At 49.5% G+C, this 26,964-nt stretch carries 26 protein-coding genes and 1 pseudogene; 24 read left to right on the plus strand and 3 right to left on the minus strand.

What is annotated here, in order from left to right:
• Nucleotides 1-181 precede the first annotated feature (181 nt).
• Nucleotides 182-1,051 (minus strand): polysaccharide deacetylase family protein, encoded by an 870-nt coding sequence (locus KS4_RS05660; RefSeq protein WP_145075819.1) that lies wholly within the window; start codon nt 1,049-1,051, stop codon nt 182-184.
• Nucleotides 1,052-1,153: 102 nt separating this feature from the next.
• On the minus strand, nt 1,154-1,996 hold the full coding sequence (locus KS4_RS05665; RefSeq protein ID WP_145075822.1) for a polysaccharide deacetylase family protein: 843 nt from the start codon (nt 1,994-1,996) through the stop codon (nt 1,154-1,156).
• Nucleotides 1,997-2,359: 363 nt separating this feature from the next.
• On the opposite strand from KS4_RS05665, the pseudogene prfB reads away from it, so the two are divergent.
• A pseudogene (prfB, locus tag KS4_RS05670) lies at nt 2,360-3,403 on the plus strand (peptide chain release factor 2); the annotation flags it as partial.
• A gap of 878 nt (nt 3,404-4,281) precedes the next feature.
• Here the strand turns inward: prfB and KS4_RS18010 are convergent.
• Nucleotides 4,282-4,404: a hypothetical protein gene (locus KS4_RS18010; protein WP_261341884.1), complete on the minus strand. Its 123-nt coding sequence runs from the start codon at nt 4,402-4,404 to the stop codon at nt 4,282-4,284.
• 459 nt (nt 4,405-4,863) lie between these two features.
• On the opposite strand from KS4_RS18010, the gene KS4_RS05675 reads away from it, so the two are divergent.
• The 23 genes from KS4_RS05675 to fliN all read left to right on the plus strand — a co-directional run bounded on the left by KS4_RS05675 (nt 4,864) and on the right by fliN (nt 26,963).
• Nucleotides 4,864-5,316: a helix-turn-helix domain-containing protein gene (locus KS4_RS05675; protein ID WP_200761611.1), complete on the plus strand. Its 453-nt coding sequence runs from the start codon at nt 4,864-4,866 to the stop codon at nt 5,314-5,316.
• 5 nt (nt 5,317-5,321) lie between these two features.
• Complete coding sequence (locus KS4_RS05680) at nt 5,322-7,904, plus strand: tetratricopeptide repeat protein (RefSeq protein ID WP_145075831.1); 2,583 nt, start codon at nt 5,322-5,324, stop codon at nt 7,902-7,904.
• Nucleotides 7,905-8,024: 120 nt separating this feature from the next.
• A complete protein-coding gene (locus KS4_RS05685) occupies nt 8,025-8,516 on the plus strand; it encodes a flagellar protein FliT (protein ID WP_200761612.1) in 492 nt (163 codons plus the stop codon).
• An 89-nt stretch (nt 8,517-8,605) separates the two neighbouring features.
• On the plus strand, nt 8,606-9,607 hold the full coding sequence (locus KS4_RS05690; protein ID WP_145075837.1) for a sensor histidine kinase: 1,002 nt from the start codon (nt 8,606-8,608) through the stop codon (nt 9,605-9,607).
• Complete coding sequence (locus KS4_RS05695; RefSeq protein WP_145075840.1) at nt 9,540-11,186, plus strand: sigma-54-dependent transcriptional regulator; 1,647 nt, start codon at nt 9,540-9,542, stop codon at nt 11,184-11,186. Before KS4_RS05690 ends, KS4_RS05695 begins: the two co-directional genes overlap by 68 nt.
• A gap of 166 nt (nt 11,187-11,352) precedes the next feature.
• Complete coding sequence (gene flgB / locus KS4_RS05700) at nt 11,353-11,790, plus strand: flagellar basal body rod protein FlgB (protein ID WP_200761613.1); 438 nt, start codon at nt 11,353-11,355, stop codon at nt 11,788-11,790.
• A 54-nt stretch (nt 11,791-11,844) separates the two neighbouring features.
• Nucleotides 11,845-12,249, plus strand: a complete 405-nt coding sequence (flgC, locus tag KS4_RS05705; RefSeq protein ID WP_145075846.1) for a flagellar basal body rod protein FlgC — start codon at nt 11,845-11,847, stop codon at nt 12,247-12,249.
• Between the two features lie 192 nt (nt 12,250-12,441).
• Nucleotides 12,442-12,768: a flagellar hook-basal body complex protein FliE gene (gene fliE / locus KS4_RS05710; RefSeq protein WP_145075849.1), complete on the plus strand. Its 327-nt coding sequence runs from the start codon at nt 12,442-12,444 to the stop codon at nt 12,766-12,768.
• 154 nt (nt 12,769-12,922) lie between these two features.
• On the plus strand, nt 12,923-14,566 hold the full coding sequence (locus KS4_RS05715) for a hypothetical protein (RefSeq protein ID WP_145075852.1): 1,644 nt from the start codon (nt 12,923-12,925) through the stop codon (nt 14,564-14,566).
• Between the two features lie 39 nt (nt 14,567-14,605).
• Nucleotides 14,606-15,643 (plus strand): flagellar motor switch protein FliG, encoded by a 1,038-nt coding sequence (fliG, locus tag KS4_RS05720; protein ID WP_200761614.1) that lies wholly within the window; start codon nt 14,606-14,608, stop codon nt 15,641-15,643.
• 59 nt (nt 15,644-15,702) lie between these two features.
• Nucleotides 15,703-16,743 carry a FliH/SctL family protein gene (locus KS4_RS05725; RefSeq protein WP_145075855.1) on the plus strand — a complete coding sequence of 347 codons (1,041 nt, stop codon included), beginning with the start codon at nt 15,703-15,705 and terminating at the stop codon, nt 16,741-16,743.
• A gap of 95 nt (nt 16,744-16,838) precedes the next feature.
• The gene (locus KS4_RS05730) at nt 16,839-18,239 is read left to right on the plus strand and encodes a FliI/YscN family ATPase (RefSeq protein ID WP_200761615.1); all 1,401 of its coding nucleotides are present in this window, start codon (nt 16,839-16,841) and stop codon (nt 18,237-18,239) included.
• A 93-nt stretch (nt 18,240-18,332) separates the two neighbouring features.
• Complete coding sequence (gene fliJ, locus KS4_RS05735; RefSeq protein WP_200761616.1) at nt 18,333-18,794, plus strand: flagellar export protein FliJ; 462 nt, start codon at nt 18,333-18,335, stop codon at nt 18,792-18,794.
• Nucleotides 18,791-19,486 (plus strand): hypothetical protein, encoded by a 696-nt coding sequence (locus KS4_RS05740; protein WP_145075861.1) that lies wholly within the window; start codon nt 18,791-18,793, stop codon nt 19,484-19,486. The genes fliJ and KS4_RS05740 overlap by 4 nt, the downstream gene beginning before the upstream one ends.
• A 12-nt stretch (nt 19,487-19,498) precedes the next feature.
• Nucleotides 19,499-20,965, plus strand: coding sequence for a flagellar hook-length control protein FliK (locus KS4_RS05745; RefSeq protein WP_145075864.1), 1,467 nt, complete (start codon nt 19,499-19,501; stop codon nt 20,963-20,965).
• A 36-nt stretch (nt 20,966-21,001) separates the two neighbouring features.
• Nucleotides 21,002-21,670: a flagellar hook capping FlgD N-terminal domain-containing protein gene (locus KS4_RS05750; protein ID WP_145075867.1), complete on the plus strand. Its 669-nt coding sequence runs from the start codon at nt 21,002-21,004 to the stop codon at nt 21,668-21,670.
• Between the two features lie 29 nt (nt 21,671-21,699).
• Complete coding sequence (locus KS4_RS05755) at nt 21,700-21,984, plus strand: hypothetical protein (protein ID WP_145075870.1); 285 nt, start codon at nt 21,700-21,702, stop codon at nt 21,982-21,984.
• Nucleotides 21,985-22,035: 51 nt separating this feature from the next.
• Nucleotides 22,036-23,748, plus strand: coding sequence for a flagellar hook protein FlgE (locus KS4_RS05760; RefSeq protein WP_145075873.1), 1,713 nt, complete (start codon nt 22,036-22,038; stop codon nt 23,746-23,748).
• 72 nt (nt 23,749-23,820) lie between these two features.
• Nucleotides 23,821-24,018 (plus strand): flagellar FlbD family protein, encoded by a 198-nt coding sequence (locus tag KS4_RS05765; RefSeq protein WP_145075876.1) that lies wholly within the window; start codon nt 23,821-23,823, stop codon nt 24,016-24,018.
• 228 nt (nt 24,019-24,246) lie between these two features.
• A complete protein-coding gene (locus tag KS4_RS05770) occupies nt 24,247-25,020 on the plus strand; it encodes a motility protein A (protein WP_145075879.1) in 774 nt (257 codons plus the stop codon).
• 73 nt (nt 25,021-25,093) lie between these two features.
• Entirely contained in the window at nt 25,094-25,840 is a 747-nt protein-coding gene (locus KS4_RS05775) for an OmpA/MotB family protein (protein ID WP_145075882.1), read from the plus strand.
• A gap of 49 nt (nt 25,841-25,889) precedes the next feature.
• Nucleotides 25,890-26,414 (plus strand): hypothetical protein, encoded by a 525-nt coding sequence (locus KS4_RS05780; RefSeq protein WP_145075885.1) that lies wholly within the window; start codon nt 25,890-25,892, stop codon nt 26,412-26,414.
• Nucleotides 26,415-26,492: 78 nt separating this feature from the next.
• The gene (fliN, locus tag KS4_RS05785; RefSeq protein WP_145075888.1) at nt 26,493-26,963 is read left to right on the plus strand and encodes a flagellar motor switch protein FliN; all 471 of its coding nucleotides are present in this window, start codon (nt 26,493-26,495) and stop codon (nt 26,961-26,963) included.
• Nucleotide 26,964 lies beyond the last annotated feature (1 nt).

The following is a 26,964-nucleotide window of genomic DNA, read 5'->3' on the forward strand; positions in this document are numbered from 1 at the left end:
TTATCGAGATGAAGTCAGGTGTCATGATCGTGGGTATTACAGTTGCTTTGGATGAAATTTTGGTTTTGGCGGTTATATACACCCCATAGCTGGCAGTCATGGTCTTGATACCTTTAGAAATAGACAAAGCTCGACGGCGGCGTCGAGCTTTGTTAGTGGGTGATGCTGAGGGGGGATTGGGTTATTGAGCGGTTTTGATGAGTTCGTCGACTTTTGTGTAGCTGAAGAAGTCGAGGCGGGTGAGGTTGTATTTGTCGTAGTCACGCTCTGTGGAGAGGATGTTGGGGCGGGCGGTGGTGAAGGTGAAGCCACATTCTCGGGCGATTTGTTCGGCGGTGTCGTTGACGACGCCATTGGGGTATGCGAAGAGGTAGGGTTTGTTGCCTACGTTTTGGTAGATGAGGTCGTTGAGTTTGGTGAAGTCTGTGCGAAGGCGGGTTTTGTAATCTTCGAGAGATTCACCTTCAAATTGGCCGACGCCTGAGCCATCGATTTTGTGAAGGTCGTATGAGTGGTTTTGGATGGAGATGAGGCCTGAGTCGACCATTTCGCGAGCTTGTTGCCACGAGAAGTGTGGGGTGATGTTTTCGTGGACACCGACGCTGACGCCAATGATGCAGATGGCGACTTTGGCGTTGTATTTTTTGATGATTGGGAAGGCGAGTGTGTAGTTGGAGAGGTAGCCGTCGTCGAAGCGGATGGCGTATGGTTTTTCGGGGAGCGGTGCGCCTTTGTCGAAGTGATCTATGATTTGTTTGTGTGTGACGTTGTTGTAGCCTTGAGCCTTGAGGTATTGCAGGTCGGCTTCGAATTTGTGTATGTCACGTGTTACGGCTGAGGCTTTGACGTTTTCGTTTTCTTTGAAGTGGTGGTATGTGAACTCGAAGATTTGTGGTTTTTCTTTTGTCGTGAGAGAAGAGTGTGATGGGGGAGAGGCTTGGGTTGATGCTTGTTTTGTGGTCATAGCTGGTGGTTGCTGCGTGCATGCGGTGATTAGGAGTATGGAGAGAAGTAGGCAAATCGTGTTAAGGATTGGATGGTGGTTGGACATTGCTATGTATCCGTTTTATTTCTGATTCAGTTTGAATTCAAATCGGTTACGGCGAGGTGGTGAGAGAGCGATTCGCTTGTAAAGTAATTTTCATGTTTTGCTTTAATTAAGCAGGTCGCTGAGTTTTGAGTTGCTGTAGATCGAGTAGCGTTTGAGGTTGTATTTTTGGTTGGATGTTTGTTGCGGGATGGTTTCTGGGCGAGCGGTGGTGAAGGTGTAGCCACAGTCTTGGGCGACTTGTTGGGCGATGGGGTTGCAGACGCGATTTGGGAAGGCGAGGAGGTAAGGCTTGTAGCCGAGGTTATATTCGATGAGGGTATTGATTTTGAGGAAGTCTTTTCGGAGGCGAAATTTGTATTCTTGAGTTGATTCGTTTTCGAATCGAGTGACGCCTTGAGGGTCGGGTTTGTGTAGGTCGTAGGTGTGGCTTTGGATGGAGACGAGGCCGGTGTTGATCATTTCGCGGGCTTGGGCCCAGGTGAAGCGTGGGATGACGTTTTTGGATTTGCCGACGTGGACGCCGATGACGCAGATGGTTGCTTTGGCGTTGTACTGTTGCATGACGGGGAAGGCGAGGGTGTAGTTGGAGAGGTAGCCATCGTCGAAACGCATGACGTATGGTTTGGGGGGGAGGGGTGTGCCTTGGTCGTAGTGGTTCATGACGTCTTGATATGAGACGGCGGTGTAGCCTTGCTCTTTGAGGTACTGCATGTCGATCTTGAAGTTGGCGATGGTGCGGGTTGCGCCGGAGACAACGCCTGCTTCTGTTTCGCAGAAATGGTGGTAGACGAGCAGGGGGATTGGGTCTTGGTGCTTGGGTGCGTAGGTGGTGGGCTTTTGGATTTGTGTTGAGGGTGAGGCGGGTTGCGTTGATTGGCAGCTGAGGAGGGGGAGTAGGGTTATTGATAGCAGCAGGATACAAATGCAAGGCGTGTATTTTAGCATGATATTATAATCCTCATGGAACAATATAAGTCTTCATGATACAAAATTGGTGGCGGATGGGTAGATGAAATGGCTGATGAAAGGGAAAAGGGGGGGTGATGTCGCTTTTAAGTCTCCAAGCGGGGTTTGGGGTTGGATGTTATAATGATGGGCTGAATGGGGCGGAGGTGCGGTCATCTGGATGATGATTGCGATGACACTCCCGAGAAGATCTCCGGCACCGGCGGTGCGGGGTTTGGAAGATGTGTCTGAACTGATTCGAATTACTGCTAACGCTTTGGAGACGAGCCTTGAAGCACGAAAATATTGCTGGTTTGCTCAAGGATATGGAGGCGCGAATTTTAACGACTCGCGACTCTCTTTAACTACGATGCACAAAAAGAGCGCTTCAATGAGTGCGAAGAAAAGATGGGGGCGATGGATTTCTGGGATAATCAGGAGAAGGCGAATGAGATCGTTGCGACGCTGAAGGGGATTAAGGCGAAGCTGGGGCCGTTCGATGAGATTGCGCAGAAGGTTGAGGATGCGGTGGTGTTGTGGGATATGGCGGAGGAGATGGACGATCAGGATAGCCGGGATGAAGTGGACGGCATGATTGATGATCTGCATCAGGAGTTGGATCGTTTGGATACGATGCTGCTGCTGTCTGGTAAGTATGATGACAGGAATTGTTATCTGTCGCTGTACTCGCGCGAAGGCGGGACGGAGGCGCAGGACTGGACAGAGATGATGATGCGGATGTACTTGTATTACTTTGAAAAGATGGGTTGGGATGTCACGGAAGTGAATAAGACGCCCGGCGAAGAGGCGGGGTTGAAGGATGTGACGTTGTATGTGAAGGGCGGGATGGCGTATGGGTATTTGAGTGCAGAGCGCGGGACGCACAGGCTTGCGCGCGTGAGTCCATTTAATGCACAGGGGAAACGGCAGACGAGTTTTGCGGCGGTGGATGTGATTCCGGAATTTCCTGATACGGGCGGGTTGGAGATCCCGGATGGTGAGCTGGAGATCACGCCGTTTGCGAGGTCGAGTGGGCCTGGCGGGCAGAACGTGAATAAGTTATCGACAGCGATCCGGTTGGTGCATAAGCCAACGGGGATCATGATCGTGTGTTCGGCTGAGCGTAAGCTGGAGCAGAACAAGAAGCGTGCGATGTCGATCTTGAAGGGTAAGCTTGAACTGCTTGAGGAAGAAAAGCGTCAGGCTGAGCTGAATAGTGCGACAGGCGGGAAGATGGAAATGGGCTGGGGATCACAGATCCGCAGTTATGTTTTCTACGATAACCGTGTGAAGGATCACCGTACGAACTACGAGCAATCAAATCCACAGAATGTGATGGATGGTGACCTGCAAGGGTTTATCGATGCGGAATTGCAGCGGAGAGCGAAGGCTGCCCCCGGAGTGTAGTCTCAGAATTCACATCGGGAATTTCCTTGGAGTCTTCGTTGTCAATTAGTTGAAGATTGAGCAGCCCGGCTGAGAGGTCGGATTTTTTGGTGGGGGCTACCACCGAAATATAGTGATTCAATTGTCAACAGCGGTGTATATGATTGAGGGACTTGCCGCTTTTGATTTTTTCTCTCAGAATTTATTTCTGAAATTTATATGATCTATCAGATTTTTGGCAGATTGTACCTGTACGGCTCCACTGAAGAACACTCTAAGAGTTAGCGCTTTATCGTTGTAAAATGCGTACACGCACTCTTGGCCGTTGTTAAACGATCCTAATTCCCATCGCATATTGTATTCACTGATGTAACTTTCCTGGTCACCGTCAAATAAAGAAATATATGCGTCATTACCTTCCAAATTCCCTAAAAAGACTTCTGCATACCCGTTTAGAAGTTTGATTTTGTAATAATCCTGAATTTTTGTAATCTTATATGAAGATTTAATATTGAATGCATCGAAGATCTGGTTGGTCTGTGGGGATCTGGAATATAGATATAATAATGAAATTACGAAAAGCGCACTGCATATCGTTGCGCCTAATCGTTTTATGCCGATTGTCTTTAAGACTCCATTCATATGAAACTCATCATTATTCCTGGTTATTTGTCGCATTGCTAATAATTACATAGATCGAAATTGCGCGTACTACCTTTTTCTTTCTTCAGCACTGATAATTGCCTCAATTACCTTTCGCAGTTCGTCATAATCCGAGTCTGAAAGTTTATAATTCTCACCGCCATCTGGATTGGAATAGCTACAACTACACCTTGTTCCTTGATTAGGTCTACTGAAATTTTTATTAATGACTATGCCATATGTATACTTGGTATTAGTTACCCGCGATCTGTTTTCCGGGAAATTCTTGAATACGCCTGTGACTCGATTTTTCCAGCAACACCCTCGCCTTGAATATTTTGTTTTTTCCCATTTGCAGCGGCATCTGTAGTAAGTTCCATAAAGTAGATCGCTCATAATTTTGTTTGGTGATATTCCACCTGGCATTCTCCGCCAATCTATATACTCTAAGTCCAGATCTACGCGCTATATCAGTGTACAGGAAAATCACTTCGTGTAATGATGCTGATCTGCAGTTGGTGTACAGCGATTTGCCAAGCTGTGGCTGCTTGATAAGCACGGTTGAGGGGTTGGGATCTTATTGTGTGGCGGTGAATGAGGTGGGTGGGGGTTAGGTTCGGAATCAGCTGAAACCCGGTTACTGAAGTTGCGATGGTTCCAACCTAATGCACTGCGAAAGGGGCGGTGTGACTGGATACTTTTAAATGCTTCCGGAGCTAGGCTACTGGGTAAGAGCTTCCGGGGGGGGCGCAGGTCCAGATAATTTCAGGGTTTGTGGTTTTTTGTTAAAGGAATTATTGGCCCTTTGTCGATATGTAAAACATCAAACAGGGTTCAGCATGCGCGATCGGTGGATTTGTTACACGCACCGGGCTTGTTTGGAGAAGCTGGCGGGGTGGGATGATAGGGGGGAGGGTGAGGGGCTGAAGGCAATGGATTGCCTTTGGTTTGAAATTGGAAGTGGTCATTGGCTTCCGGGGGAATGGAATGGATTCCGAAATGTTGAGGTGCTCAGAATGAGTATGGTTGCAAACATAAAGCTCCCGCCTAAGAGGTATAAGGTCGGTGAGCTTGTTGCGTTTACAGGGTTGACGCGGCAGACAATACATAATTACACACGGTGGGGTTTGATCGATGAGGTGGCGTGGACGGAGGGTGGTCATCGTTTATATGACGAGGCGGTATTTGAGCGGCTTGCACGGATTGTTGAATTGCGTGAGGTGCATGGCGTGGATGAGATGCGTGAGATACTGACACGTGAGTACGTCAATCAGGTCGTGAAGGAAGGATAGGTTCTGTGGCAAGAGAGCAGGAACAATCTGGATTGCCTGAAGATATTGATGGCGATATCGAGGGGGTTGAAGAGGATATTGCGCCGGCGCGCGTGGTGTCGTTTAATGAGTTGCACTGGTCGCAGGTGTGGCAGTTGCCGCTGTTGTTGCTGGGGATGGGGTTGTTTTTTGTGGGGATATGGTCGGTGTGGCCGGAGAAGCCGAACCATGATTTTGATGGGAAGCTTGAGGGGGCGGCACAGTATTTGGCGGCAAAGAATCTGGAAGAAGCGGGACGTGAGTTGGATGAGGTGAAAGATGTGCTTTTTGCAGAGGATCAGGGCGGGAAGGTCGAGCAGCAGGGGCGGTATTATCACTTGCTTGGGGATTTGCTTTATCTGAAATATGAGGATGATCGTGGGGCGAAATCGACGCAGACGTTGGAGAATAATCGCGCGGTTGTGACGATGTATGATGAGGCGGTGGATCGTGGTGAGAAGCTTGGGCCGATCTCTGTGCAGCGAAAGGCTGAGACGCTATTGGCGATGGGGAAAGTGGAACGGGTTTATGATGAGCTTAAGGCGCTTGGGGATGTGGATGCGGGGACGAAACGTAAGATTTACAAGCGGCTAGTGGAGTATCAATATGGGCGGCGGTTTGATGCGGATATTAATGAGTTGTTGGGCTTGATTTCGCGGTATGGCGAGATGCTTGAGGGGATGGGCAAGGCCGAACGTTTGGGTGAGGAGATCTGGATCGCGGAGCTTAGTGCGCAGTTGATGCTGGAATCTGAAGATGGTGAAGGCGCGATTGATTACTTGAATAAGAAGATTATTCGTTTTGGTCGTGGGGCAGGGGCTGATGCCTTAGCGGGGCTGAAGGTGAAGTTGGCGAAGGCGTATGATTTGGTGGGGGAATTGGGGAAGGCGAAGCATTATTATGAAGTGGTTCAACAGCTGATTAAGCCGAATGATGCGTTGAATGCGGATGTGTACGCTGGGCTGGGGATGATTAAGTTGTCGGAAGGCGACAATCAGAGTATTGCGGTGGCGCGTGAGTATTTCACGGTCGTGACGAAGCAATTCCCGGATGTTGGCAGCAATGCATATGTGCAGTCGTTGATTGGTTTGGCTGATTGCGAGGCGCGGCTGGGTGAGTATCCGGCGAGTATGGATCACTTCCGGCAGGCTGTGGCGTTGTTGTTGAGTCAGAGTGGTGATGGGGGAATGGTGGATCGCAGGAAAGAGCGGCTGAAAGAGATTATTCAGGCGCATATTCGTTATGCGATGGAGCGCAGGGCGTATGAGCAGGGGTTGGAATATTTGCAGACGATGTTGCCGCTGTTTGGGCAGGATGTGCCGGCAGATGTGTTGCTGTCGTTTGCGATGACGCATGAGAGGATTGCGGAAGTCTATGATGTGAAGGCTCAAGAGATTGATCCGAAGCTGACGAATGATTTTCGGCCAGAGAAAGAGAAGGCGTGGCGGTATCGAAATCAGCAAAGTGTGATTCATTATGGCAAGGCGGCGGGGCGGTATTTGGAGCATGCGCGTGCGGTGACCATTTCGAATAACAAGCTGCATGGTGAGAGTTTATGGGCAGCGGCGCAGAATTTTGACAAAGCGAATTTGTGGCAGAAATCCGTGAATGTCTATGCGGAGTTTATGGAGACACGTGAGAGTGATCCGAGGCGGCTGCGTGCGATTGTAAATCATGGGAAGGCGCTGTTTGCGTTGGGGCAATATGATGCGGCGGGTGAAGATTTCAGGTTAGTGGTGAAGGATCATCCGCGTACGCTTGAGGCGTACGAGTCGAGGGTGATGTTGGCGAGAACATTTGAAAAGCAGGGCGAGATTGATAAAGCGCTGCGAGGACTGGAGCAGGTCATTGAAGATGACCCGGTGATTACGCCGGACAGTAAGCAGTATCGTGAATCGCTGATTGAGCTGGGCCGGTTGTATTACCAGCAGGTGGCGAAAGATGTAGAGCGATCAGAGAATGCGATCGAAGTATTGACGAAAGCGGTGGAGCGATATGGTGATCGCGGTGAGGGTGGAAAGCTGCGGTATTGGTTGGCGGATTCGTATCGTCAATCTGTGAAAGCAATTGATGATGAGATGGCGAGGCAGTTGTCACATAAGCGGCAGTTAGAATTGAGCAGCGAGCGTAATAGGAGGCTGCAGAAGGCGCAGGAGTTTTTCCAGTCGGCTAAGCGTCAGTTAGAGTTGCGGGATTATGAATCGTTGTCGCCGCTGGAGAAGATGTACCTCAGAAATAGTTATTTTTACAGGGCTGATTGTGCATTTGATATGCAGCATTATGGGCAAGCGATCGCGTTGTACGATGAGGCTGCGAGGCGGTGGGAAAAGGATCCAGCATCGATGGTGGCCTTGATTCAGATTGTGAATTCTTATTGTGAGTTGGGGCAGTTTCGTGAGGCGAAGATTGCGCATGACAACGCGTATTTGCAGTTGAAACGCATTCCGGATGAAGAATTTGAGAAGCCGGGGCTGCCGATGACACGGAAACTGTGGGAGGATTGGTTGCGATGGGAGAGTGAATTGCAGTTGTTTGAAACCTCTGATGAAATGGCGGAGGCTGGTGGGTGATATCGGAGGAGGGAGAGCGGATTCGTTTTTGATTCGCACTGGTAGAAAATGATACGGCAGCGTGGATCGTTGCTGCTTGCAGGGAAGACTGCAAGGGAAAGGGTCAGGATGACCATAGGCATGAAGACTGTTGTGAACGCGAAGCCGGCTGGCGATATACCGATGGTGTTGAAGCTGCTGGTGAGGCAACGTGATCTCTATAAGCTGATGGGTGAGTTCAGTGTGCAGCAGGCGGAGTGTGTTGAGAAGGGGGAGACGGAAGAGCTGCTGAAGGTGTTGTCACAACGGCAGTACCTGGTTGATTCGTTGATGGAGACGAATGCAGAGTTGACGCCCTATCGTGAGCGGTGGGATTCGATCGTGGCGAATATGACAGAGGGGATTAAGACGCAGGTGAATAGTTTGGTGGATGAGGTAGAGGGGCAATTGCGTGAGATCTTGAAGCGGGATGATGTGACACAGAAAAATTTGCAGGCGGCCAAGGCTGAGGTTGGACAGCAATTGCAACAGTCCCGGCATACAGGTGCTGCGATGGGCGCGTATCGTGGTGCGGCTGCGGGCGCCTATGCTGCGAATCAGGTGGCGGCTCGTTATATGGATAACCGTGGATAAATGAGTGCTAGTGCTAGATATTGGTGCTAGAGAAGATGTAAGCGGATGAGATTGATTCGGGTTTCATGCCGATTAATGTTGGAGCTTAGATGTCGGGATTAGAGGGACAACTTGAAGTGGGCGGGCAGGGCGAGCAAGCGGTTGCTGGGCAGGACGATCCGCGGATGGCGGAGCTTGCGCAGATTATCAATGCGTATAACGAGGTGACGGATAAACTGCAGCAGAGTCATGAGAAGCTGCAAGATGAGGTGTTGCGGCTGCGAGAGGAACTCGCGAGCACAAATGCACAGTTGCAACGATCGAAGCGGCTGTCGGCTTTGGGGGAGATGGCGGCGGGGATTGCTCATGAGATTCGAAATCCGCTGGCGGCGATTCAGTTGTATGCGTCGATGGTTGAAGAGGATTTGGGGGGTGATGATGGTGATGTTTCTAACCGTGAGTTAGCGGTGGATAATACGCGAAAGATTGCGAGTGCTGTGCGTGGTTTGAATGGGATTGTGAATGATGTGCTGACGTTTGCAAGAGGGATAGAGTTGGAACGCCGGGAGGTCTATGTTTGTGATTTGTTTGATCGGGTGATGGAGACACATCGACCGGCAATTCGTGAATCGGGGATTGTGGTTGAGCGAGATGATGTGGCGTGTGCGGATCTACGGATTAATGTTGATGAAGGGATGATGGGGCAGGTGTTGTTGAATTTGGTTCGTAACGCGGTGGATGCGATGGGGGATGTTGAGGGGGAGATGCGGATTATGAGAACAGATGTGATGGTGAAGGAGGAGGATCGGATGGTGGTGTTGGTGGTGAAAGATAGTGGGCCGGGGATTGGTGAAGCGGATGTGGATCGTATTTTTAATCCGTTTTTTACGACACGAAATGCGGGTACTGGATTGGGGTTGGCGATTGTGCACCGAATCGTAGATGCGCATGGGGGCGCGATTGTGGTGAGGAATGAGGGAGAAGCAGGGGGGGGAGCGGTGTTTGAGATTAGCTTACCGATGGAATTGAATTCGGTGAGTTTTAGTGAAGAAGATCAAAGCGTCGGCGGAGCTGACGAAGTCATCATGGAAGATGGAGTTAGGGATGAGTAATAAAATTCTGGTTGTCGATGATAAGCAGATGATGCGTGACAGTGTGGGCGCGACGTTACAGCGTGGCGGTTTTACGGTTGTGGTGGCGAGTAATGGGAAGGTGGCGTTGGATATGGTGGCGAAGCATCGTCCGGCTGCGGTGATTACGGATTTGAAGATGCCGGAGATGGACGGGTTGGCGTTATTGAAGGCGCTTAAGCAAGCGGATGATCAGTTGCCGGTGGTTTTGATGACGGCGTATGGAAAGATCAATGATGCTGTGGCTGCGATGAAGGAGGGCGCGTTTGATTTTATACAGAAGCCGTTTGAAGGTGATCAGTTGGTGGTGGTGATGAAGCGTGCGGTGAAGCATCGGCAGCTGGTACAGGAGAATACCGCGTTGAAAACGGCGTCAACGATGCTGGAAAATTCGCCGACGATGATTGGTACGAGTGCTGGGATGAGGCGGGTTGCGCAGCAGATTCATCAGATCGCAAATTCATCGGGAACGGTTTTGATCTGTGGTGAGAGTGGCACGGGTAAAGAGGTTGTTGCGAGGACGTTGCATGCCCATAGTGCGCGGCGGAATCGACTGATGTTATGTTTGAACTGCGCGGCGCTATCGAGCAGTTTGCTTGAGTCGGAATTGTTCGGGCATGAGCGTGGCGCGTTTACAGGCGCGGATCAGTTGAGGAAGGGGCGGTTCGAATTGTCGGATGGCGGAACGCTCTTGCTTGATGAGATCAGTGAGATCAGTCCGCAATTGCAAGCGAAGCTGTTGCGTGTGTTGCAAGAGGGTCAGTTTGAGCGTGTGGGTTCGAGCTTGACGATGAATGTGGATGTGCGTGTGGTGGCGACGACGAACCGAGATTTGGCGCAGAGTGTTATGGCTGGAGAATTTCGGCAGGACTTGTATTACAGGTTGAATGTGTTGCCCGTTTATCTGCCGCCGTTGCGGGAACGAGAGAAGGATATTCCGCTTTTAGCTGAACATTTTCTGAATCGTGTTGCGCTACGAGAGGGTAAAGAGTCGAAACGTTTCGATGATGAAGCGATTGGTGTGTTGAAGAGCTATGCGTGGCCGGGGAATGTGCGTGAACTGCAGAATATTTGTGAGCGAGCGAGTGTGCTGAGTCGTAGCCAGGTGATTGATGCTGGGTTGATCCAGCCGTGGTTGATGACGCCGTCGATGCCGGTGGGTGGATTTTATACGCCGGCGCCAAACGCGATGAATGGGGGGCATGTGAATGGCGGTGGCGTCCAGGCAAGAGGCGGGCATGGCGGAGTGCCGCCGCAGATGGGTGGATATAACGGCGCGGTGGTAAATGGTGCGGGAGTGGGACAAGCTGCAGTTCAACCTCAAGCGATGACAAATGTTCAGGAAGTGCCGATGGCACATTCGTCGGCGGGGAATACGGGTGGATTGACACCTGAGGTGCGGTCGTTGGAAGAAATTGAACGCGAGCAAATCATTAAAACGCTGGGGCATTTTGGTGGGAATCGGCAGCAAACAGCGGAGGCGTTGGGAATCGGGGTGCGAACGCTTGGGCTGAAACTGAAGAAGTGGAAGGAATTGAATTTAGTGGCTCAGACGATTTAGGGGGCCGAGCGGTTTTTGCTGAACATTGGCAGGAATTGCGCGTGTTTAAAAGTCGTTTGTTTAGAAATCAGGGCTAGGGGGTTGCCAGCGGGGGATTAAGGTTCGGCACGGCATTTGCTGCGTATTGGTGCTGGATTGTTTTTTAGAATTTTTTGGGAGTTTTCGTTTGATCGCAGGTTTGTTAGATAGTGGTGCATTGCCAACTTTGGAACGCTTCGTGCAGTTCGCGGGTGAGCGTCATCGTGTGCTGACAAACAATATTGCGAACTTGGATACGCCGTACTTTAAGCCACGTGATTTGAGTGTGAATTCGTTTCAGGCAGAGCTAAGTAAAGCGATCGGCGATCGGCGTGAGCAAAAAAATCCACTTCGGGGTGAGTTGAACCTTATGGAAACGGATCAGATTCGATTTGGAAAAGATCGTATTGAGACGAAGCCTGAGGCGATGAATGAGGGAATCATGTTTCATGATCGGAATAATCGTGATTTAGAAGTCACGATGAAAGATCTGGCTGAGAACGCGATTGCTCACAATGCGGGGGTTGAATTGCTGAAGAATCAGTTCGAGATGTTGAAGATGGCGATTCGAGGTCAGGTGAGTTAAGCCAGGCCGGTGAACATTGTTCGTGATAGATTTTAAATAAGGCAAGAAATAGACATGTTTGGATCTTTGGATATTTCAACTTCGGCTTTGGTCGCACAGCGGACGCGCATGGAGACGATTTCCGCAAACTTAGCGAACAAAGACACGATTCTGAATCCAAAGAACGAATATGAGCCTTATCGTAGGCGAATGGTTGTGTTTGGTGAGGGAGATGCGCGGACTGGTAAGGATGGTGGGGTACACGTACAAGAGATTTTGCTGGACGATGCACCGTTTAAAAAGTTCCTTGATCCAAGCAATAAGTTTGCGGATGAGGAAGGATATATTTATAAGCCGAACATTGATTCTGCGATTGAGCAAATCAATGCATTGGAAGCGGCAAGATCTTACGAAGCAAATATTACTGCTGCAGAGGCAACCAAGTCGATGTTACAAACAAGCTTGCGCTTGTTGGCATAATTGATACAATACATATATACGCTCAAGTGTGTGTGAACACTTGGGTTTAGAGCGTTTAGCGAAAAGATTTCTTCGTTGGTCAGCAGGCCGACAATGTGATTACAGATTCTCAAACAGTTTTGAGATTAGAGAGTCAAAAACATTCTGAGGAAGTCTTGACGCAAACGGCTGTAGAGCAAGTAGGACATTGAAATGTCAGATCCATTAGGACTCATTAACAGCACACAAAATCTTGGCGGCATACAGCCGGGCAAGATTGCGAAGCCAGCAGGGCCGGAGGTTCCGGGTGCGCCGGAAGGGCCTAGCTTCAAAGATGTGCTGATGAAGAATATTGAGCAGGTGAATCGCATGCAGCAGGACGCTGAGATGGCGATTGAAGACCTGGCAAGTGGGAAGCGGGATGATATGGATGCTGTTTTGATGGCGAAACAGAAAGCAGATATTGCTTTCCAAACGCTGCTTCAGGTACGCAATAAGTTGATGACTGCGTTCGAAGAAGTGAAACAGATCCGTGTCTGATGTTGAAAGATGGGGGATAAAGGGGCGATGGAGCACTGGTTTTTGTCTTGCATTGGAAATGCTGGACATGGGCTGGTGAAAGGAGAAAATTGCTCGTAGGAAAATAAGCGGAGCTTAATGTAGCAATATAAGACGGCATGGAGGCCGGCACGACATGGAAGTCTTGAAAAGAAGTTGGGCGCAGATTGCAGCACTGTTTGGCGGCTTGAATAAAGCTGAACGGGCGCTGATTATTGCGTTGTTGGTGATTGTGGTCGGCTTCTTATGGGGAATCGTCATCTGGTCGGGGCAAACGGATCAGGTACGGTTGACAGGGATTCCTTTGGGAACCACATCTCAAGCGGCTCAGCAGCTCAAACGCTTCGGAGTCCAGTACGAAATCAAAAACGACATGATCTATGTCAGTCAGGCCAAGTATCTTGATGCGTTGGCTTATTTAAGTATGTCCGAAGTCATGCAGGTGGATTTGGATGCCGCATTGCTGGAGATGCAGGCAAATCAGAATGCGTGGATGACCGAAGCGCAGATCAAAAATAACTATCGCATTGCGGTGCAGCGGGTTTGTGCGGCTGTGATTTCGAAAATGACGGGGATTAAGTCAGCGACCGTACAGGTAGGTGAGCCAACGAAGGAAGGGTTTGGGGCGGCAAATATTCAGCCGACAGCTTCGGTAAGTGTGATTCTGGATAGTGCAAACGATCGCTTGAATAAGAAGCAGGTTGAGTCGATTGCAGGCGTGGTGAGTGGGCCGTTTGCGAAGATGGATAGCACGAATGTGTCTGTGATCGATCTAACGAATGGTGAGACGCATCGTGTGGGTGGTGTAGATGAGATTGATACAAATGAAATTCTTGCACAGCGCCGTCGTGGTGAGACAGAATTGCGGAATAAGATTTTGAATCTGGTCTCTGAGTTTCGAGGTGCAAAAGTTGAGGTCTCGATTCAGACCGACAATATCGCGAAAAAAGAAACAAATATTTATACATATGATAAAGATCCGCTGAGTACACAAGAGAAGCGAACGAATCGTGAGCGGCAAAATATTGCGGATTCAGGTGAGCCGGGCGTGACATCGAATACCGGATTGAGTATTGCGGGGTCGCAGCAGGCGGGGATGAAGGAAACAGAAGAAACATCTGACACGGTTAACGGTGAGCGGCCGATCACTGAAGTGAGCCATGTGGTGAAGGGGGCTCCGGAAGTTGTCCGCGTATCGGCAACGGTGAAGCTGCCACGCAGTTTCTTTGCGACCAAGTGGAAGATTGAAAATCCGGATAATGAGGATGAGCCGAAGGATGCGGATTTGTTGCCGCTGGTTGGACCGAAGTTGACTGAGATTGAAGAAGATGTGCTGAATCTATTGAATATGGCTGATCAGCAATCGGCGAATGTTCGCGTATCGATGATGGATGACACGATGGTGTTAGCAGCAGCGAATGCTGGATCAGGCATGGGCGGGCCGGTCGGCACATTGGTTGAGTTGGGTGTGATGAAGCATGCGGGTAGTATCGCTTTGGGCGTTGTGGCTGTTGGATTGATGTTATGGATGGTGAGAAGCGCGACCAAGCCAGAGAAATTGCCGACAGTAGAGGAGCTTGCAGGCATCCCACCAGAATTGCCATCTGAGGAAGATCTGGTTGGCGAAGTTGATGAACAAGAAACAACAATGGCTGGCTATGAGCTTGATGAAGGCGAATTGCAGTCACGGCGTATCGCGGAACAGATCAGTGATTTGATTAAGAATAATCCAAACGAGGCGGCGAACATTTTTGGCCGCTGGGTGAGGACAGACGACTAATCGTTGGTTAGTTGTTTGAATACGAGGTAAACGAACAAGATGACAGTAGCAGGCGCACCTGTGACAGAATCGGTGAATGAGATGCCGGGCATCCGCAAAGCGGCGATCCTGTTGCTTGCGCTTGATCCTGAAGCGTCAGCCAATGTGTTGAGTTCGATGCCGGGCAAAGCAGTTGAATCAGTGACGCGTGAGCTAGCAAGTTTGGGAGATATCCCGAAAGGCACACGAGATTCAGTGCTGCAGGAGTTTTATGATCTTGCGGTCGCACAGTCGTGGGCAAGTGAGGGAGGGCTGGATTATGCACGTTCTTTGCTGATGAAATCACTTGATCCGAAGGAAGCCGAGCGGATTATTCAGCAGATCAGCCAGCAGGTTCGCAAGACGCCATTCTCGTTTTTGCAGAAGGCGGAAGCGGGCAACCTGTTGACGTTTATTCAAGATGAGCATCCACAAACAATCGCGCTGATTGTCTCGCACCTTTCGTTCCACAAGGCATCCGAAATTTTAGCGGGTTTGCCAACGCCGAAGCAGATTGAGGTGGTCAAACGTGTTGCGAATATGGAGCAGACCAACCCTGAGGTGATTAGTGAAGTGGAGAAGGGTTTGGAATCACGTTTGGCAAACATGCTGAATCAGTCATTCGAAAAGATTGGCGGCGTAGAAACCGTGGCCGAGATGCTCAACTTGGTCGATCGTACGACAGAAAAGTCGATCATGGAAGGCCTCGAAGCAGAAGATCCGGATCTGGTCGAAGAAATTCGCAGGCTCATGTTCGTCTTCGAAGACATTCTGCTTGTCGACGACAAGGGGATTCAGGCGGTTCTCAAAGAAGTGGACAACGACGAACTCGCACTTGCACTCAAGACAGCGTCGCAAGAACTCAAAGACAAGATCTTTGGGAATATGTCCGAACGTGCTGCGACACTCATTGGCGAAGATATGGAATTCATGGGCCCTGTACGTGTCAGCGATGTCGAGGCTGCTCAGCAGCGTATCGTGGATATCGTGCGGCGGCTTGAAGATGCGGGCGAGATTATCGTCAGCGGTCGTGGCGGCGATTCGGATGTTGTGGTCTGATCTGCTGTGCATGAACTGATAAACGGAACATATATATAGTTCCAGACGGGTAAGAGCATATGGGCGTTCTAAAACATGAATCCGCGATTTCGGCTTTGAAGCAGGCTGTCGTGCTTGATCTGAGTGACATCAACAAGCAGGCTGCAAAATTGCGTATGCGCGCCGAGGCAAAAGCCGCTGAGATTATTGCTAAAGCCGAAACCGATGCTCGGCAGATGGTTCAGGATGCGAAGGAAGCTTTTGAACGTGGGCAGCAAGAAGGTTTTGAAGATGGGCAATCACGCGGCATGCAAGCTGGCATGAAGCAAGGGTATGACCAAGGTTTACAGCAAGGTTATGACGAAGCATTTCAGCAGAAGTTTGAATCACTTCAGCAAGTGCAAACCGCTTGGGCGGATGTGATTCATCAATGGGATGCGTATCGCACACGTATGGAAGTCGAATCCAGCGAAGCGGTGACTGAGTTTGCACTCAAATTAGCAGAACGATTGGTGCACCGTGTGATCGAGGTGGATCACACGGTGATTGTTGATCAGGTTGCGAATGCGTTTTCATATATTTTGCGTCCGATGGATGTGGCGGTTCAGATCAATCCGGATGATAAACCGATTCTTGAAGAAGCAATTCCTAATTTAATGGGTGAATTCCGAAATCTGAAGCATATTGAGTTAGTAGAAAATAAGGATGTGACGCGAGGTGGTTGCGTGGTGGTATATGGTCGAGGCGAAGTCGATGCTCAGATCGAAACGCAGATTGAGCGAGTGATCGACATGATCTTGCCGGAAGAGCCGATTGGCGCGTTTGATAATTCTGGAGTTTCCGAGATGGAAACTGAGCAAGCAGCGCCATCTCCAGACGAATCACTTCAGGCCGCAATGCCGACTGAGATGACGGAAGTCAGCGATGTAAGCAATATTTCAGGCATAGTTGAGAATCATATCACACCAGAAGAATTGGTTATGCCGGATCTATCTGAAGATACGGTCTATCTGAATGAGCAAATGATGGCTCAATCAGAAGATTTAGATGCAGACCATCAAGAGCAGCCCGTGGTTGAGCCAGTTGAAGATGAGTCTGCAACTGATCCATTGCAAGGGTAGGGCGGATCGATCGAATTATTTGTGAAACGAATTTTTTGCGCATTTAATTGGTGCAATTAGGTTGTTTGGCGCGCCATTTGCTAGAAGTACCAAGTATGACGGTTTTATCTCAGCAAATCGAGATGTTGGAGGCTGCTGCCCCGCTAGAATTGCGCGGCACAGTTGTCGAAGTGCGCGGACTTGCGCTTCGTGTTGCTGATTTACCCGTCCCGATTGGCTCGATGGTTCGTATAACACCACGTGGAGGTCGTCAACAATCATCATTCGTGCTGGAAGGTGAAGTTGTCGGATTTGATGAAGATGTCACGATTGTGATGCCGTTTGGTGAGCTGACAGGTGTGAAACGTGGTGATCGTGTGATTGCGACACAGTTTGCTCAGTATGTGCGTGTTGGTGAAGCTTTATTAGGTCGTGTCTTGGATGGCTTAGGCCGTCCAATCGATCATCTCGGTCCTGTCGGTGATACGGTCGCTCGGCCTCTGAATCCCAAACCGGTCGATCCACTTGATCGTCCTCGTATTGACGAACCTCTCGCGACTGGCGTTCGAGCTGTCGATACCATGATGTCGGTTGGTCGTGGCCAGCGTGTGGGTGTTTTTGCCGGACCGGGTATGGGTAAATCAACTTTGCTCGGCATGATGGCAAAGCATACCGCAGCAGACGTGAGTGTGATCGCACTCGTTGGTGAACGTGGCCGTGAGGTAAAAGATTTTGTTGAAGGGATTCTTGGGGCTGAAGGTTTAGCACGATCAGTCGTTGTTGTCGCCACCAGTGACGAGCCTGCGCTTGTTCGCATTCGCTCAGCTTTGGTCGCCACAGCGATTGCTGAATTCTTCCGTGATCAAGGTTTAGACGTGCTAATGATTATGGATTCTGTCACACGCTTCTGCCAAGCCCAAAGGCAAGTCGGCCTCGCAGCCGGTGAACCACCAACCACCAAAGGCTTTCCGCCAAGCGTATTCGCGATGTTGCCTCGTCTGCTCGAACGATCAGGCCGCACAAATAAAGGCTCCATCACTGGCCTATATTCGATCCTCGTTGAAGGTGAAGATATGACCGAGCCAGTTGCCGATGCATGCCGAGGTATTCTTGACGGTCATATTCAGCTTTCTCGCAAACTTGCCGAGCAAGGCCATTATCCCGCTATTGATGTGCTTGGTTCTGTTAGCCGTGTGATGGATGATGTGACCATGCTCGATCACCAGAAAGCTCGCCGCGAGATCATCAAGCTCCTGTCGTCATACGCACAGGTCGAGGATCTCCTCAATATCGGCGCCTACACACCTGGTTCAAACCCCGACTTTGATCTTGCAATCGCCTGCAAGCCGGCCATCGATCGTGTGCTTCAACAAACACGTGATTTTGATCCGGAACTCAGCAACTTTGAAAGAACACGTGCAATGCTCTTAGCGCTGAATAGTAATATGGATTCAGCCCGCCAACAGCTTGCACAACAACAGCTTGGCATGCAAACGAACATGCAGATGCCAAGCTAATCAGTGAGGACGCTTCAGAGGTGAGAGCCTGAAGCATTGATGAAAGAATCGGTAGTCGGAGGATCCGGCCACCACAGAAAGAGGAATTGGGCAATGCCCCGTTTTCGTTTCAAACTTGATGTACTACTTAAGCACCGTGCTTCGGAAGAAGAACTGTGTCAGAGAGATCTCGCGCGTCTTCTACGATCACGGATGATCTTCGAAGATGAACTCCGCAGGATGCAGCAAACTATTTCACAGTCCAAGCATCAGCTTGGTCAAAGTCTTCTTGGTAAAGTTGAAATCAGCCGTGTTGCTGAGTTTGCAAGTTATAGCGGCCAAACCACGATGCGTGGCCATCAGATCGTTAACAAGATGGCTGAGTTGGAACAACACATTCTGATCGCCCGCGAAAAATTGCTCGAAGCAACCAAAAAGCGCAAAGCGCTTGAGTTACTCCGAGATAAACAGAAAGCGGAATGGATTGCGGCAGAAAATAAGCGCGAAACAGCTGAACTCGATGAGATTGCCACCCAGAAATACGCACGCGTTATGGCGATGGGAGGTAATGTATGATTCGATCAATCCGCTTCATTGTTGTCGCGCTTCTACTGGCTCATATGGTTCTTTTGTTGGCAGGTATGGGCTGGCTGGCAGCATCCGGTCGTCTTAATCGTGAACGTTTTGATAATGCTGTTGAGATCTTCAAGCTCACCATCGAAGATCAAGCGAATCAAGAAGAGACACAGTTTGCCGAGGCGCAAAAAGCAGACGAACAATTACAGGAAGCGCTGCGTCTGCAGAGTGCTTCCAATGGCTCTCAATCTTTTGATCAGTATCTCGGCCGTTCCCAAGCATCAGCTGAAGTGGCGATGGAACAATACGCTCGATTGACCCGTGAAATCAAAGATCTTGAACGACGTATCCAGGTTGATAAACAGATTATTGAGCAGCAAAAAAAGAAGCTTAAAGAAGATCGCGACACACTCGAACAAGATCGTATTCGTTATGCAAACGGCAATAGTGACGAAGATTTCCAACGTACTGTTACGATGTTTACAAAGATCCCTTCAAAGCAAGCCAAACAGATCATGCAGCAGATGCTTATGGAAGACAAGCTCAACGATATTGTTGACTATCTCAACGCGATGGGTAGCACAAAATCTGCAGGCGTTCTTAGAGAATTTAAATCACCAGCAGAAATCGATCAGGCTAAGCAGATTATTGAACGCATCCGCACACGCGGTCAATTAGCACAAGGGCAATAAAGGGCACGGATCATGAAAACACTACTTCAAACACTTGATACCCCACGCGTCGCTATGAAAGATGCACCACGTACTTCTTCTCGAAAGAATGCGGATAATGCTGATACGACCAATTTTAAACAATCACTCAGCAGTGCAACAAAAGAATCAAGGCCTAGTGAGTCAACGGCTAATAAAGCCGAAGCAGAATCAAATACGCGTGATGCTATAGAGACTGTTGAAAAGCCTCAACACGAATCTCAAACGCAAAACACGGATAAGACACAAAACAGCGAATCGAATACTGACCAAGAGACCAATGAGACGACAGAACCCGTCGAAATTAGTGAAGATTCCGAGGTCAAGCAAGAAGTCAACGCTGACGCAATAGCAGATGTAATGACCATTCAAATTGATGCTCAATATATCCAACCTGAGCAACAACAGGATGGCCAAAGTAAAGTTCCTACTATCCAGGACTTGCAGAATATCGTTGAAGAGGTTTTTAATACTTCCGATGTTGAGATTAAGATTGAGAACGAAGTTGATGTTAATAAACAATCACCTGTTGCTCAGCAACTTCAGCAGGAACAAACAATTGAAGTAGCCGATCAGATTCAAGTTGTTACCGAGAATACAACACAAACATCAGAACAGACAACAACTCAAACAGTAGTGTCCGAATCGCAAAGCAAACAAGCGACCCAAGCATTAGAGCAAAGTCAGACTGAACAAGCAGACGTCGTAACAAATACTCAAGAGCAATCGCAAAAGCAATCTGAAGTCGGCCCACTTGATCAGAAACAAGCTAAAACAACACAAACGCAAAAATCAGAATCAGAATCCATAATCGCTGCCGATGGTTTCAAGCATGAGAGTAAGAAACAGGATATTAAGCAGAGTGATCGACCCGAAGCAGCATCCTTACGTGATCCTGCAATGAGGGACGCAGCTCCTATGCGTGTAGATGACCATACAAATGGCGCAATCAAAATTAACACAATGAATACGACGCCAGAACGTGCAACACAGCAGGTTCAACTCCCAACCACTGGCACGGATAACGAGCAGCTAAATATGGCACGTGTTGCTCGTGGTCTCCAGTCTGCAATTCATCAAAACGGTGGTAACCTAACACTTCGTCTAACACCGGAATCGATGGGCACTGTACGTATTCAGCTACAGATCACCGGCGCTCAGGTCAATGTTCAGCTACATACTGAACATGAATCAGCACGTTCAATGCTCAATCAACATATCAGTAATCTTCGCCAGTCATTAGAACACCAAGGCCTGAGTGTTGAACGTATCGGTGTGCAAAGCATGCAAAACAGTTCACAGTCAAATACGAACTCGCAATCTGATATGAGCCAATCCGATGGCCGTAGTCGTGGAGAATACTCTGGTCAGCAAGGCCAAAATAATCAAGACAACCAACAAGATCGCCAGAAGCAAAATAACTCATTTACTGATTTATTCGCCGAAGAATCTGCCGCTTAATCACATTGAACTCATTAACCGACTCAGGAGTCAATCATGACAACAACAGGTGTCTCAGCAACCGGTACTCAATCGACAACTTCAACGAGTAGTAAATACACCGAGATGGACAGCGGTCAGTTCGTTAAGCTCATGGTAGCTGAACTCACGAACCAAGATCCTTTTGAGCCAAATGATACCTCCGCACTCATGGAACAACTCAGTTCGTTGCGTAATATCGAAAGCCAAAACGCACTTCAAGCATCGCTTGAATCGATGGTTAGTCAGCAATCAATCTCACAGGCCAGCGGTCTTATCGGCTACGAAGTCACGGGCCTCGATGATAAAAATAATACCGTTACAGGTATTGTTCAATCGATCCGTGTCGTTAATGGCAAAGCGCAGCTTCAACTCAACAACAACAAGATACTTGGTATGAGCCGGGTCACCGACATTAAAGTCCCGACAAATACAGATGAAGAAGCGCCACTGCTCTGGGATACCAATGCGGATGGTGAGGTCACCACGGATGACTACAACGAGTGGTATACACGTTGGGAGAAAAACCGTGATAAGGATCCTGAAGTCGGTTCGGATGGCAAGATTAAGACATGGCAGTTTATCGACGGTGATTTCACCGGCGACGGTAAGGTCGATATGACAGACCTCACATTATTACAACGTGTTTTTGCCGAAATCAATAACCCCACAACCCCCTCAACATAATCATGGCAAACGGATCGGACTTATTGAGAATGCTTGAACCTGCCATTCGGCCGGTACGAACATCCTCTGCCGATCAAACCTCAGCCCCCAAGCAGCCCTTTGAAAAATCTGATTTCGACCAGCTTCTCAAAGATGCTCAAGAAATTACACTCGCAAAGCCTGTGCAAACGAACACTCAAAAAACTCAATCCGCCGCAACTCAATTACCCGCCAACGTGCTTTCAGATCTTTCCCGCATCGATTCCGTTGAGAATGCATCGCTACGATCAATCCTTAACGCAAACATGACGCCGAATCTGAAAGAAGCAAGCTAGATAATAATCACTGCACAGGATGTGCAGCCTTGAATACAGCAGGAGCTAACTATGGGACTTGGAACTTCGATGTACACCGCGTTGTCAGGTTTGACATCAAACTCTCAACTTTTGAGCGTTTCCGGTAACAACATCTCCAATGTGAATACAACCGCTTTCAAGCGTACTCAGGTATCGTTTGAAACCCAGATCTCCACCACCCTGAAAAGTGGCTCCTCACCAACCGATTCGCTCGGCGGCACCAACCCGGTTCAACTCGGCCTCGGCGTTCGAATGGGTTCGACCCGTAAAGACTTCACCAGCGGTACACCACAACCAACTGGCATCAGCACCAACATGGCCATCGACGGCAACGGCTTCTTCATCGTCGAACAAAACGGCTCACGTTTCTTTACACGTGACGGCGGCTTTGTCCTTGACCGTGATTTTAACCTTGTCTCTCCTTCTTCCGGTGCTCTTGTCCAGGGTTACCCCATCGACAATGATTACAACATCGTTGAAGGTGTCTTCCAGCCCATCAATATCCCAATTGGCGTCATGACCATTGCGGAGAAAACTGAAAACGTCAATCTCTCAGGCAACCTTAATGTAGGCGGTGATATTGGCACGCAAGGTTCAACACATGAATCGCAAGTTATGTACTCCGACGCAGCCGGTACCACAATCGCAACAGAAACAACACCTCTCGATTCACTCTACAAAGCCGATGGCACCAAAATGTTCAATGTTGGCGATGTCATCACGATCGAAGGTGTGACACGCGGCGGAGCAACCGTCACCAAAATGACCTTCGAAGTCGGCGCCACTAATACCACTGATAGTGATACCAATGGCACAACCCTCCAAGAATACATGGATTTCATGCAGGGTTCGCTTGGCATTGATACGACACAAACTGGTGCTGGCGTAACGCTCAATGCGGGTAAGCTCACCGTCACAGGGAACTACGGCACAGGCAACGAATACCGTATTGAAGATGGCAACATCATCGTCAATAAAGGTGCATCGCCTACCGTCCCATTTGATATGAGCATTACCGAACACGCAGTTGGTGAATCTTCGAAAACCAGCTTTATCGTTTACGACAGTCTCGGTAACGAACTCAAAGTTAACATGACTTACGTCCTTGAAAGTCGTGACGACTCAGGTTCCACCTGGCGATTTTATGCTCAATCAGACCAAGACACGGATATCGACACCGTCATCGGTACCGGCACCATTCAGTTTGATAATAACGGTCAATACATCGGTGCTGCGGACGCTGAAATTATCCTCAACCGCGATGGCACTGGCGCCGAAACGCCACAATCCATCAACCTCAATTTCAACGCACCAAACGGACAAATCACTTCTCTTCAAAGTACCGCCGGTCAGGTTTCGATGATCCTCCAGGACGGCTCAGCTCTCGGCACGCTCGAAGACTTCACTGTCTCCGCAAACGGCGTCATCACTGGCGTCTTCTCAAACAGCCTTCTTCGTAACCTCGGCCAAATCCCACTCGCTATGTTCGCAAACAATGAAGGCCTCGAAGAACTCGGCGGTAACCTCTATCGCGCCTCAACCAACTCCGGCACACCCATCATGGTCGCACCAACTTCCGGTGGTTCTGGCAAAGTCATTGGCCGTGCTGTTGAAGGTTCCAACGTCGACCTTGCTGAAGAATTCCTAAACATGATCAACGCATCCACCGGCTTCTCCGCCAACTCACGTGTGATGTCCACCAGCAACTCCATGATGCAAGAATTGCTCTCAACCATCAGGTAATCAACAGTTAGACGAATCACATACTGGTGGAACCAGTAGTGCAGAATCACGGATGATAAGGCAACATAACTTATGATTACGGTGACAAGACTCAACGGAAAAAAACTCGTCGTCAATGCGGAACTGATCCGCACAGTCGAAGAGAATCCCGACACCACGATTAAGCTCATTAATGGCGACCACATCATCGTCAAAGAGCCTATGCATCGTGTCGTTGAACTCACCGTTGAATACGGGCGAAGCCTTCGGAGATTGCTTCCCCCTTCATAACTGCAGGATGCAGGAACACGCATGAACTCACAACGTCTGATAACAAATGATCAGGCAACCGAAATACCTGTGCAACGGATGGCACTGTCGCTTGAATACGTCCAATAACATGGCCCAAACTCACAACAAGCACCTTTAACCCAACACTCACACTTTCCCACAAAAGCTCACCCCCAACACGGCCGATAAACAAAACGTATTCTCGCTCGTACGAAAGAGGTAACAAGGATGGATCTCGGTATCCTATTTGGTTTTATTGGTACATGGGTACTTGTCTTCTGGGCTCTGCTCTCAGGCGGCCAGATCGGTATGTACGTCGATGTTCCTTCGGTCATCATCGTTGTCGGTGCATCTTTCACCGTCACTTTCTTTGCGCTCCCCGCCAGTACCGTCAAAGGCATTATCGCCATCATACGTAAAGCCGTATTCTGGCAGTCCGCCCCCGTTGAAAAACTCATCGAAGATATGGTTTCCTACGCCGAGATCGCTCGCCGTGACGGCATCCTCTCTCTCGAAAATTCAACCAAAGACATCGATGACCCCTTCATCGTTCAAGGCATCCAAATGGCTGTCGATGGCACAGACCCAGAACTCATCGAACAGATCATGACCACTGAACTCGAAAATCAGATGGAACGTCATGACACCGGCAAAGCCATTTTCGACACCGTCGGCAAGTACGCACCCGCCTTCGGCATGATCGGTACGCTCGTTGGCCTCGTCGCCATGCTCGCCGACCTTTCCGACCCATCAGGCATCGGTGCTGGTATGGCCGTCGCTCTGCTCACAACACTCTACGGTGCGCTCATCTCAAACGCACTCGCACTCCCTATCGCCGACAGACTCGAAAAACGTTCTGCCGAAGAAGTCCTCTACAAAACAATCATCATCAAGGGCGTCATGTCCATTCAATCCGGCGACAACCCCCGTGTTGTCGAACAAAAACTCCGTACCTTCCTCCCACCAGCACTGAGGCCGCAAGAAGAAAAAGAAGCAGCCTAATCATCGGTTAGTTCCTTGTGAGCAGTGTCCAGATTTAGTTCTGACTCACACCCCGCATTAAACGGTTTTCATCATGGCTAAGAAGCACAAATGCCCACCCGCTGGCGCACCCGACTGGATGGTCACGTTCTCCGACATGACCACCCTCCTCCTATGCTTCTTCGTCCTCATTATCGCCTTCTCCGAAATCAAAAAAGAAGATGAGTTTCAAGCCGTCGTCGAAGAAGTTAAAAAAGCCTTCGGCATGAAAGGTGGTGGCGGTCGTCTCCCAACCAACGACGACCCCGAACTCACACTCATTCAGCGACTCGAAGCGCTCAACCTGCAACGCCAGAAAATGGAAAATGAGTCTAACACCGAAGATCCCGGCATCGAAGGCAAGGAACGCGAAACAACCGTCATTCGCCCCGGCATGCTCATTGTCCTCGGCGGGCCCATCACATTCGAGCACGGCTCCGCAAACCTGACGCAAAAAGCAAAAGAGCAACTCGACTTCATCGCCACACAAACTCGAGGCAACAACAACCTCATCGAAATCGCCGGGCACGCCGCTTCAATGGAATCACGCGATCTCCCCGCACGCTTTACAACACTCTGGGATCTCAGCTACGCTCGCGCCAACGCCACACTCGACTATCTAACCAGTGATAAAGTCGCGCTCAATCCCAACCGATTTAGATTAATCAGTAACGCCGATCGCGAACCCGTTGTTCGCAGACTCTATTCACCCGATCAGCAGGCACCAAACCGCCGCGTCATCGTCCGAGTCAGCGAGTCCATCGTCCGAGATTACACACAACCCATCGCACTAGGCCATTGATACATCTATATAGATAGATAAGTAGAGCAGAGAAAGACAGGACATCACCATGCCTGAAGATAAAACAACAGAAGATCAAACCGATCAGCCGCAGAAGAAACTTCCCATCAAGGCCCTCATCGCCGTTGTCGCCGTGCTCGTCATCGAAGCCGTCGCCATCTCCGCAGTTTTTCTTCTCAATAACCAACCCGATGCAGCCAAAGCCGATACCACTGCGGTGGATGAAGCCGCCGCAGCTGAAAAAGAAATGGAACAGCTCCTACTGCAGGACAAGTTCCAAAATACCCGCACCGGCCGCGCCTATCTTTACGACACAACCATCTACTTCACCGTTAAGAACAAAAACCTTGCAACCGTTGAAGATAAAATTGAGATCAATCGTGCACGTATCGAAGCCGACATCTCTTCAATCTTCCGCAAAGCCGAACCAGCCTACCTCATGGAGTTCGAACTCTCCACACTCACCCGTCAGATCAAAGCCGTTCTTGATGACCGTATCGGCACTGACCCCGTTGAAGACAAACCTTTTATCACCGACGTCATCATGCGTATGAAACGTTTCCGCGCCGATTAAGCCGCGCCCTATCATAAACTCCACATTCTCATATTCGCACTCAAAATCATTTCAATCTTCGGTTACAATGGCATCCATATGGCAGAAGACACGCAACAATCCACCAACGACATGACCCAGGACACATCCGTCCAGGATGCGCTCGATCAAGCTCAAGCTTCGGTCAATGAAATCAAAGATCAGGTCGATCAGGTGAACGCGGACTTCAACCTCCCCGACTTCACTTCAATCCCCGAAGCTGAAGGCATTGAAATGCTCTCAGACGTCGATCTCGGCGTCACCATCGAACTCGGACGCACCGAAATGCTCGTCGAAGATGTACTCCGACTCGCAAAGGGTTCCGTCGTCGAACTCGACAAGCTCGCAGGCGACCCCGTCGATGTTCGCGTTAACGGCCGTCTCGTCGCGCGTGGCGAAGTCCTCGTCCTCAACGATAACTTCTGTATCCGTATCTCAGAAATCGTTGCCAACCTCGACGAACCCGTTGAATCCCTCATCCCCGGCCTCGAAGCCCCTAGAACTCAACCCGAAAATCAACCCACTTCCTAAC

Origin of the sequence: Poriferisphaera corsica (genome assembly GCF_007747445.1) — a bacterium.
Classification (GTDB): domain Bacteria; phylum Planctomycetota; class Phycisphaerae; order Phycisphaerales; family Phycisphaeraceae; genus Poriferisphaera; species Poriferisphaera corsica.